The 8,877-nt window shown below is 62.8% G+C and carries 6 protein-coding genes; 3 read left to right on the top strand and 3 right to left on the bottom strand.

Features of this window, described 5'->3' with window-relative positions:
• Positions 1-222: 222 nt before the first annotated feature.
• The 3 genes from NE850_RS35115 to NE850_RS35105 all read left to right on the top strand — a co-directional run bounded on the left by NE850_RS35115 (position 223) and on the right by NE850_RS35105 (position 2,061).
• Positions 223-1,308, top strand: coding sequence for a hypothetical protein (locus tag NE850_RS35115; RefSeq protein ID WP_405044916.1), 1,086 nt, complete (start codon positions 223-225; stop codon positions 1,306-1,308).
• A 96-nt stretch (positions 1,309-1,404) separates the two neighbouring features.
• Positions 1,405-1,785, top strand: coding sequence for a hypothetical protein (locus NE850_RS35110; protein ID WP_035518095.1), 381 nt, complete (start codon positions 1,405-1,407; stop codon positions 1,783-1,785).
• Positions 1,786-2,061, top strand: coding sequence for a hypothetical protein (locus NE850_RS35105; protein ID WP_007181698.1), 276 nt, complete (start codon positions 1,786-1,788; stop codon positions 2,059-2,061).
• Positions 2,062-2,891: 830 nt separating this feature from the next.
• On the opposite strand, the gene NE850_RS35100 is transcribed toward NE850_RS35105, so the two are convergent.
• The 3 genes from NE850_RS35100 to NE850_RS35090 are packed head-to-tail and all read right to left on the bottom strand — an operon-like array spanning position 2,892 to position 8,709.
• The gene (locus NE850_RS35100; protein WP_310700041.1) at positions 2,892-4,421 is read right to left on the bottom strand and encodes an efflux transporter outer membrane subunit; all 1,530 of its coding nucleotides are present in this window, start codon (positions 4,419-4,421) and stop codon (positions 2,892-2,894) included.
• A gap of 2 nt (positions 4,422-4,423) precedes the next feature.
• Complete coding sequence (locus tag NE850_RS35095) at positions 4,424-7,561, bottom strand: efflux RND transporter permease subunit (RefSeq protein ID WP_310700040.1); 3,138 nt, start codon at positions 7,559-7,561, stop codon at positions 4,424-4,426.
• Positions 7,558-8,709 (bottom strand): efflux RND transporter periplasmic adaptor subunit, encoded by a 1,152-nt coding sequence (locus NE850_RS35090; RefSeq protein WP_007181702.1) that lies wholly within the window; start codon positions 8,707-8,709, stop codon positions 7,558-7,560. The genes NE850_RS35095 and NE850_RS35090 overlap by 4 nt, the downstream gene beginning before the upstream one ends.
• Between the last annotated feature and the right edge of the window lie 168 nt (positions 8,710-8,877).

The raw sequence follows: 8,877 nt of genomic DNA, 5'->3' as shown, positions 1-8,877 counted from the left end.
CGGCGCTGTTCGGGCTGGGTCAAAACTTCAATGGGTTCCACGTTAGAGCTGGGCTTAAACATAGGCGTAAGACTACCTCAAAGTTTAAGCGTTCCTCGTGTCCGGTTTTCACGGGGGCCGCCCCACCCAACAAGGCGAGGGCCGCATAACTCCCTCGGTTATGGGGTTCGTCAAACAGGGGCAAGGTCACTTGGTCTGACCTACGACGGTAGCGGCCGCATCTTGAGCGTCGTGCCTCCTTCGGGCAATGCCACGCATTATGCGTACGATGCGAAAGGTAATCTGGCTTCGGTAACCGCGCCAATTGGATACGTTCGTCAGTATCTGTACGAAGATGTCCGCTTTCCAAACGCATTGACTGGCATCAAGGACGAATCGGGCTCGAGGATCGCAACATGGACCTACGATTCCAGTGGACGTGCGATCTCGATCACGCATCCTGACACGACGCGTAATGTTTCACTGAGGTATGGCTCGGGCACGACCACGGTCGGCAACCTGGCTGGCAACAGCACATATTCCTTTAGTGTTGGCGACACGTCGCGCCCTGGCTCTATTGTCACACCTGGTGGCACGGTGTCACGCACTTGGGATACCGCAGGGAACTTGAAGCAAAGAGCTACGCCGGACGGGAATACACAGTACACGTGGGACGGCGCCAACCGGCCAACGAAAGCAGTTGCAACGGTCGCAGGCAGCAAGACGGTAACAACCGTGGAGTACAGCGACAACAGTTCACTGCGCCCGCATCTGGTCGCGATGCCTGGCAAGATCAGGGCGTTCGTCTATGACACACAAGGTAACGTCACCGGCTACGCAGAGTGGCAGACAACCGACCCGACGGGCGAACAGGGAATGCAGGCGGTTGCGGCGGGCGATCAGATGACGGTCGGGGCGCGCTACGATCAGGCGGGCCGTCTCGTGTCTGCCACTGTCGTCCGGAATGGTGTGAAGACTGAGGACTGGACCTACACCTATGATGCGCGTGGCAACATCGCGACGACGCGGGACGCCGTATCCGGTTGGGCAATGCGAACCCTCGGTCGCGATGCAGAGAACCGCGCGACACAGATAGTGGGTAATAGCGGTCAGGCAAGCATTGGATGCGACGAGCGTGGTCGCGTAAAGTCCTTTCAGTATAACGAACCGGCAAGTTCGTTGAATGGCGGACTTGCTCGTGTACTGGCAGTCGATTACCAGTACGCCGCGAATGGCTTGGTCTCGTCACATTTGGCTAAGGGCTCAACTAACGGCGCATGGTGGCAGCCGATCAGCGACGCTGAGTTAGGAATGTGGCTCACCAACTAGGAGCTGGGCAATGAGCCGGTCGCGCCGCCTGCTAATCTCACTGGACTCCAGACAGATACCCGGCCCTTCGTGCCAAGCATGTGCGTTGAGTGCTACATGCCGTGGAAAGCCGAGCCGGTGGGGAAACTTTTTGGTAGTGAGCTGAGCGCAATAGTTCCGGCATGGGGCGAGACAACGGAGGTGATGCTGAGTGATCAGGCGCAAGTCCCTTATCCTGTCCTCGTACCCGATGTGACCAGCTCAGCGAAAAGATCGACGCTCTACAGCGCGCTCTTTGGGGCTGGTGGTGGTGATGGCGGAATGGTTAAATGTGGCAGCAGTGGGGATAACGAGTGGCGTGAAACATACTGCCATGCCAAATATGAGGTGGAGCTGCAGCGGTGCGATAACTTCGCCTACGTTATGGGCGGCGAAAGAGGGAAAGCGCTTTGCAAGCAGAATGCGTGGAACGATTATCAAGAGTGCCGGGGGTATTAAATGACTGAATTTCTGCCGTGTTCAATAGTGGTGACGTACGACGAGAATCGCCAACAGTTGATCTTGCAGTGCGTCATGCCTGAAAGGCTGTCTTCAGCTTTGAAGGGGGCAAGTGAAATACCCGTTTTACTGGACGAGTTCAACTTCAGGATTGATGACGAATTCGTGCGCAGGTTCGGCGGCGGGATCGTCAAACTTTTGTCAATGGGCCAACCTGATCTCAAGCAGTACATGACGTTCACGGAAAACCCGTTAGACAAGCTTTCAGAAGATTGATAGCGCTTCGAAGGGACATCGGTGGCGTCACCTCGGCGTCACCGGCTGTTGTGTGACGTAATAGCGAAGTGGTCGGACTGACTTGTGGCTCGGAATGCAGCTCGACTACGATTTCTGGCAGGCACGCAAGCATGTGCTGAAGGCAGTTAGAAGCGCCCCCGCAGCAGCGGCAGCGTGAACCTGGCAGAAATCATGGGAGTGTGATTTATGGCGTTGAGTTGCCGGCCAGGCATCAGCGCCCGTTCCTTATCGCGGATGGGCTTTGCCGGTACCTGAAAGAGCATCGGGGCGAGGAACCTGTGGAGAGGGTTCTTCATCCTGAGCGCAAGCGCAAGTTATGCAATGAACTGCGTATGCGGCATAAGGGCGTCGTACGACGGGTGCTGGTTCAATAACATACCAGTGCTTGAAGACGCGTGCTGCTGTGCGCCCTTGCTGCTCACGAAAGACGGGCAGCGCTGGGAGCTGTAGCCCTATCATCGCGCGTCGTGGGGAAGGTTCCTAACGTTCCCCATCGTGTGTGCAGCGCAGCGTGCATAACCAACCCGTCAGCTTTCGGCTTCAATAAGTGGCTTCTCTAAAAGGCACCGGTATCGCCGTTGGCTTGAATGGTTTGCAAAACACATGTCTTCTTTGTCGGCCCTATCCCATTGAGGGGAAACGTCGGGGAACGATGTTTGGCGGTCTGAGGGGGATGCTCGATGTTCCCTCACATCGCCCGCAAAGGCTTATGGCATGAGGTTCAACGCCGTGGGGAGAGACTTATCCACGGACTTGTGCAAAAAAGTGGGGATAACTTCCTGACCATCCGTATGGAATCCTAGGTTTAGCTACTCGGCAATCCCCGCGCTCCGCGCGCTCGCCGCCGAAGCCGAAGCCGAAGCCGCCGCCGAAGCCCCACCCACCCCCGTCTCAATCGGCGGATTCCCCATGGCCTGGAACAACGCCGCGGTGTCCGTCAGCCGCGCGCTCGTATAGCGGATCTCGTCGAGCTGCGCGTTGCGAAACTGCTGCTCGCTCGAGCGGGTCGACGCAACAGGCAGCGCGCCCAGCCGGTAGCGTCCGGAGGTTTCATCGAAGACGCCTTGCGCCGAGCGCGCCGCAATATTCGCGGCGTCCAGCGCTTGCGAGTCGTGTTCGAGCGCGGCCAACGTGTCGGCGACGTTCTGGAACGCGGCCAGCACCGTTTGTTTGTACTGCGAGACCGTGGCGTCGTAGGTATCGACCGCCGCACGCCGTTGCGCGAACAGGGCGCCGCCATGAAACAGCGGCTGCGACAGCGACGCTCCGATGCTCCAGATCGCGCCCGCGCCCGAGAGCGCGACCGGCCAGCTAAACCCGCCTTGTCCCATCGACGCGCTCAACGACAGACTCGGGAACATCTGCGCCGTGGCGACCCCGACGTCGGCCGCTGCGGCCTTCAGCGCGGCGTCGGCGGCCTGAATGTCGGGCCGGGAACGCAGCAGCTCCGAAGGCACCACCACCGGTACCTGCTCAGGCACATGCAATTGCGCAAGCTCGAGATCGTCCGGCGCCGCATCAGGTGTTCTGCCGAGCAGCACCGCCAACGCGTGGCGCGTGCTCAGCCACTGCTGCTTCAAACCCGGCAAGCTCGCCGACAGACTCGCCGCGCTCTGTTGCGCGCTCAACTGATCGGCATGCGAGACCGCGCCCAGCACGTACCGCCGCTGCGTGTCGCGCGCCTGATCGTTGGCGATGGTCACGAGCCGTTCGGTCGTCTCGATCTGAGCATGCAGCGCGGCGCTGGTGATCGCGGCCGTCACGACATTGGCGGCCAGCGCGCGGCGCGCGGCGTCGAACTGATAGGCCTGAACGTCGACGCGCGCGGCGAGCGCGGCATCGGCGAGACGCGCGGCGCCGAACAGGTCGAAGGTGTAATGCGCCTGCAATTGACCGACGAAGACGTTGTACAGAAACGTGTTGGGTCCGATCTCGGGGATCGCCAGCGCGCGATTGCGGGTCGCCTGGCCGCCGGCGTCGATGGTCGGCAGCATCGAGCTGCCGATCTGCGCGCGCAACTGCTCGCGCGCGGCGGCGAGGCTTTTGTCGGTCGCGGCGAGCGTCGGACTGTTGCGCAGGCCTTCGTCGACCAAAGCGTTCAGCGTGTCCGATTGATAAAGCTTCCACCATTCGGGCACCGGCTTCGCGCCGACCACGAACTGCTGCGTGACGCCTTGCGCGGGCACGGTTTGCGTCGGTTGCGCTGCGGCGCCGTAGTGCGCCGGCTGCGGCATCGCGGGCGGCTCGCCGCTCGGTCCGAACGAGCAGGCGGCGAGCGCGCATGCCACGCCAGTGAGCGCGGCGAGGCGCGAATATCGGAAGAACGTGGGCGTGGTCATACTCAATTCCCCGTATGCGTCGTGCCGGACGCGGAGGGCGTCTGCGGCTCGCGTTCATCGGCACGCACGCGGAACGACGTGGCGTACAGCGCGGGCAGATAGAACAGCGTGAGGATGGTTGCGCTCGTAATGCCGCCCATCAGCGCAGTCGCCATCGGGCCGAAGAAGTTCGAGCGCAACAATGGAATCAACGCGAGCACGGCGGCGGCGGCTGTCAGCGTGATCGGACGGAAACGCCGCACGGTCGCGCCGACGATCGCATCGAAACGCTTATGCCCGGAGGCGATGTCCTGTTCGATCTGATCGACCAGAATCACCGAGTTGCGCATGATGATGCCGAACATCGCGATCACGCCGAGCATGGCGACAAAGCCGAACGGCTGGCCGAACAGCAGCAGCGTGAGCACGACGCCGATCAGCCCGAGCGGCGCGGTCAGCACGACCATCAGCACGCGCGCGAAACTTTGCAGCTGAATCATCAGCAGCGTCAGCACGGCAATGATCATGATCGGCATCTGCGCATTGATCGACGTCTGGCCTTTGCCGCTTTCCTCGACCGAGCCGCCAATTTCGATCCGGTAGCCGACCGGCAGAGTAGCGCGAATCTGACTCAGCGCCTTGTCCACCGCATGCGTGACGTCGATGCCTTGCGCGCCCGGCGCGACGTCGGACTGCACGGTGATGGTCGGCTGACGGTCGCGTTCCCAGATCACGCCGTATTCGAGGTCGTTGCGCAAATGGCCGAGCGTGCCCAGCGGCACGGGACCGTTCGGCGTTGGCATGGCCAGCGTGACGAGCTGCGCGGGATCCACGCGTTCCGCTTTGGGCGCGCGCAGATCGACGCTGATCAGCTTGTCGCGTTCGCGGTACTGCGTGACGGTGTAGCCGGAGAGCGTCATCGCGAGGAAGCTCGAAATGTCTTCGGAGCTCACGCCGAGTTCGCGCGCTTTTTTCTGATCGACTTCGAAGCGCACCGAGCGCTCGGCGGGTTCGTCCCAATCGAACTGGACGTTGCGCGTGCCGTGGTCCGCGCGCAGGGTCGCGGCGACGCGCTCGGCGATCGAGCGCACGGTGGCGATGTCGTCGCCGCTTACGCGGAACTGCACGGGATAGCCGACGGGCGGTCCGTTCTCGAGGCGCGACAGGCGCGTGCGGATCGCCGGAAAGTGGTCGCGCAATTGCGGTTCGAGCCACTGCGCGAGCTTTTCGCGATCCTTTACCGACTTCGCCGTGATCACGAACTGCGCGAAATTGGGTTGCGGCAATTGCTGATCGAGAGGCAAATAGAAACGCGGCGCGCCGGTGCCGACGAAGTCGACCGTATGATCGATTTCCGGACGGCCCACTAGTGTTTTTTCGAGCCGCGTGGCCTCACGCAATGTGGCTTCGAATGAGGCGCCTTCGGGCAGGCGCACATCCACCAGCAACTCGGGGCGGTCCGAGCTCGGGAAGAACTGCTGCGGCACCAGCGTGAAACCCGCCATGGCCAGCACGAAGAGTACGACTGTGATCGCCAGCACGACGAAGCGCCGCTCGATGCACCAGCCGATCCAGCCGCGCAGGCGCCGGTAGAAACGCGTGTCGTAGATGTCGTGCTCGTGATCGTCGGGCAGATGTGTCTCGTGCGCCTCGCGTTTGCGCTCGGGCAGCAGGTGATAGCCGAGCAGCGGAATCAGCACCACGGCGGCGAGCCACGAGGCGATCAGCGCGATCGCCGACACTTCGAAAATGGAGCGCGTGTATTCGCCGGTGCTCGACTTGGCCAATGCGATCGGCAAAAAACCGGAGACGGTGACGAGGGTGCCGGTGAGCATCGGAAACGCGGTGCTGGTGTACGCATAGGCTGCCGCGCGCGTGCGGTTCCAGCCTTGTTCCAGCTTCACCGACATCATCTCTACCGCGATGATCGCGTCGTCGACGAGCAGCCCCAACGCGAGCACCAGCGTGCCGAGCGACACCTTGTGCAAGCCGATGTCGAACAGATACATGCACAGCGCCGTGACGGCGAGCACCACCGGGATCGAAATCACGACCACCATGCCGGTGCGCACGCCGAGCGAAACGAGGCTCACCACCAGCACGATCGCCACCGCTTCGGCGACGGCTTCGAGAAAGTCGTCGACCGAATGCGCGACGGCGGTCGGCATGCTCGACACCTCGACGAGTTGCAGGCCGACGGGCAGTGCGCGGCGCAACTGAGCCATTTGCTGATCGAGCGCCTTGCCGAGACGGATCACGTCGCCGCCCGGCTGCATGGTCACGCCGATACCGAGCACCGCCTTGCCGCCCGAGCGCATTTGCGTGGCGACCGGGTCGTCGTAGCCGCGTTTGATCGTGGCGATGTCGCCGAGACGGAACGAGCGGTTGTTGATGCGGATCAGCGTGTCGGCGAGCGCGTTGACGTCCTTGAACTGGCCGGTGGGGCGCACGAACACGCGGTCGTCGGTGGTGGTCAGCGTGCCCGCCTGCGAGACGCTGTTCTGCGAATTGATCGCCTGGCCGAGTTGCTGCGGCGAGATGCCGAGACGCGTGAGTTGCGTATTCGCGATCTCGATGTAGATGTGCTGATCCGGATCGCCGAAATAATCGACCTTGCCGACGCCCGGCACGCGCAGCAGCACGGTGCGCAACTGGTCCGCGTAGTCGTGCAGTTGCGCGGCGGAGAAGCCGTCGCCTTCGAGTGTGTAGATGTTGGTGTAGACGTCGCCGAATTCGTCGTTGAAGAACGGGCCCTGAATGCCTTGTGGCAACGTCGCCGCGATGTCCCCGACTTTCTTGCGCACCTGATACCAGGTTTCGGGCACGTCCTTGACCGGCGCCGAGTCTTTCATCGAGAAGAACATCAGCGACTCGCCGGGGCGCGAGTAGCTGCGCACGAAATCGATGGCGGGCGTTTCCTGCAATTTGCGGCCGATGCGGTCCGTCACCTGTTCCTGCACCTGGCGCGCGGTGGCGCCTGGCCAGAAGGTGCGGATCACCATCACGCGGAACGTGAAGGGCGGGTCTTCGGATTGCGCGAGCCGCGTGTAGGCGAGGATGCCGAAGGCGGTCGCGAGCGCGATCAGGAAAACGACCAGCGCCTGGTGGCGCAACGCCCATGCGGACAGGTTGAAGCGTCCCTCTTCATGCGTGGTGCTCATGAAGCGAAGTCCTCGGGATGCAGCGGCGCAATCGCACGGACTTTTTCGCCGGCGGTCACCGTATGCACGCCTTGCAGCACGACGCGTTCGCCGTCCTTGAGGCCCTGGCCGATCACGATGGTGCGTTCGTTATAGCGCGTGACCGTCACACGGCGCAGTTCCAGCGCGTTGTCCGCGGCGCGCACGATCCACACGGCGGGCTGCGTGCCGTCGTGGAACAGCGCCGTGGCGGGCACGGTGAACAAACCATGCTGACCGGCCGAAGCGCTGGCTTGCGTGGCGAGTTCGATATCCGCGGTCATGCCGAGGCGCACGTCCGGGCCGGGATTGTCGAGCGTGAGTTTGGCGCGATAGGTGCGGCTTTGCGGGTCGGCAGCGGGCGAGAGTTCGCGCACGCGCGCGGCGAACTTGCGCCCCGGCAGCGCGGCGAGCGTGACGCTGGCGGTTTGCCCGACCGAGAGCGCGGCGAGCGCGTTCTCCGGCACGTCGCACACCACGTCGATGTCGCCGCTCCAGGCGAGGTTGTAGACGGCCTGGCCCGCGGAGACGTTCTGGCCGGTGTCGGCCTGTTCGGCGGTGATGACGCCGGCGTGATCGGCGGCGAGCGTAGTGTATTGCAACTGGTCTTTCGACAACGCTGCCTGCTGCGCGGCCTGATCGCGCTGCGCAACCGCGGACGCGTACGCGTTCGTGGTCTGTTCGAGTTGCGCGGGAGCAATCAGGTTTTCTTTGGCCTGCGCCTGATCGCGATCGAGCTGCTGCTTCGCATACACTAAGGCGTGCTGGGCGGCGGCGAGTTGCGCTTGCGCGCTCGCGGCGTTCTTCTGCGCGTCCGCCGGATCGAGCCGGGCGACGATCTGCCCGTTCTTCACCACATCGCCGAGCCGCACCCGCCGCTCAATGATCTTGCCGCCGACGCGAAACGACAGCGGCGTCGAATAGCGAGCCTGAACTTCGCCGGGCAGCGAGGCCGCCTGCGTCGCGCTGCCGTCCGCATGCACGGCGACTGCGACTACCGGGCGCGGTTCGGGCGCCGCCGCTTCCTTCTTCGAACACGCGGCGAGCGTGACGACGCCGGCGAGAACCAGCACGAATGCAGCCCAGCGTGCGCGCGCGGGATGACAATACCGATGAAACTGCGGACGCATCGCGGGCGATGCGGGGAGACCGGGACGCTTCACATTTACCCCAACTGGAGACAGCGAACGAACACGGCAAGCCGCAGCGGCCCGCCAGCGAAGACACGACGGCCAATCATGCAATTGGCATACGCATCTGACTTCGAATGACGATTTGCATTCTAATACACACCTGTA

Origin of the sequence: Paraburkholderia sp. USG1 (assembly GCF_031570135.1) — a bacterium.
In the GTDB taxonomy this organism is placed as follows: domain Bacteria; phylum Pseudomonadota; class Gammaproteobacteria; order Burkholderiales; family Burkholderiaceae; genus Paraburkholderia; species Paraburkholderia dioscoreae.
Note: the sequence above shows the minus strand (reverse complement) of the source record. Positions and strands in the feature narration are given on the sequence as shown.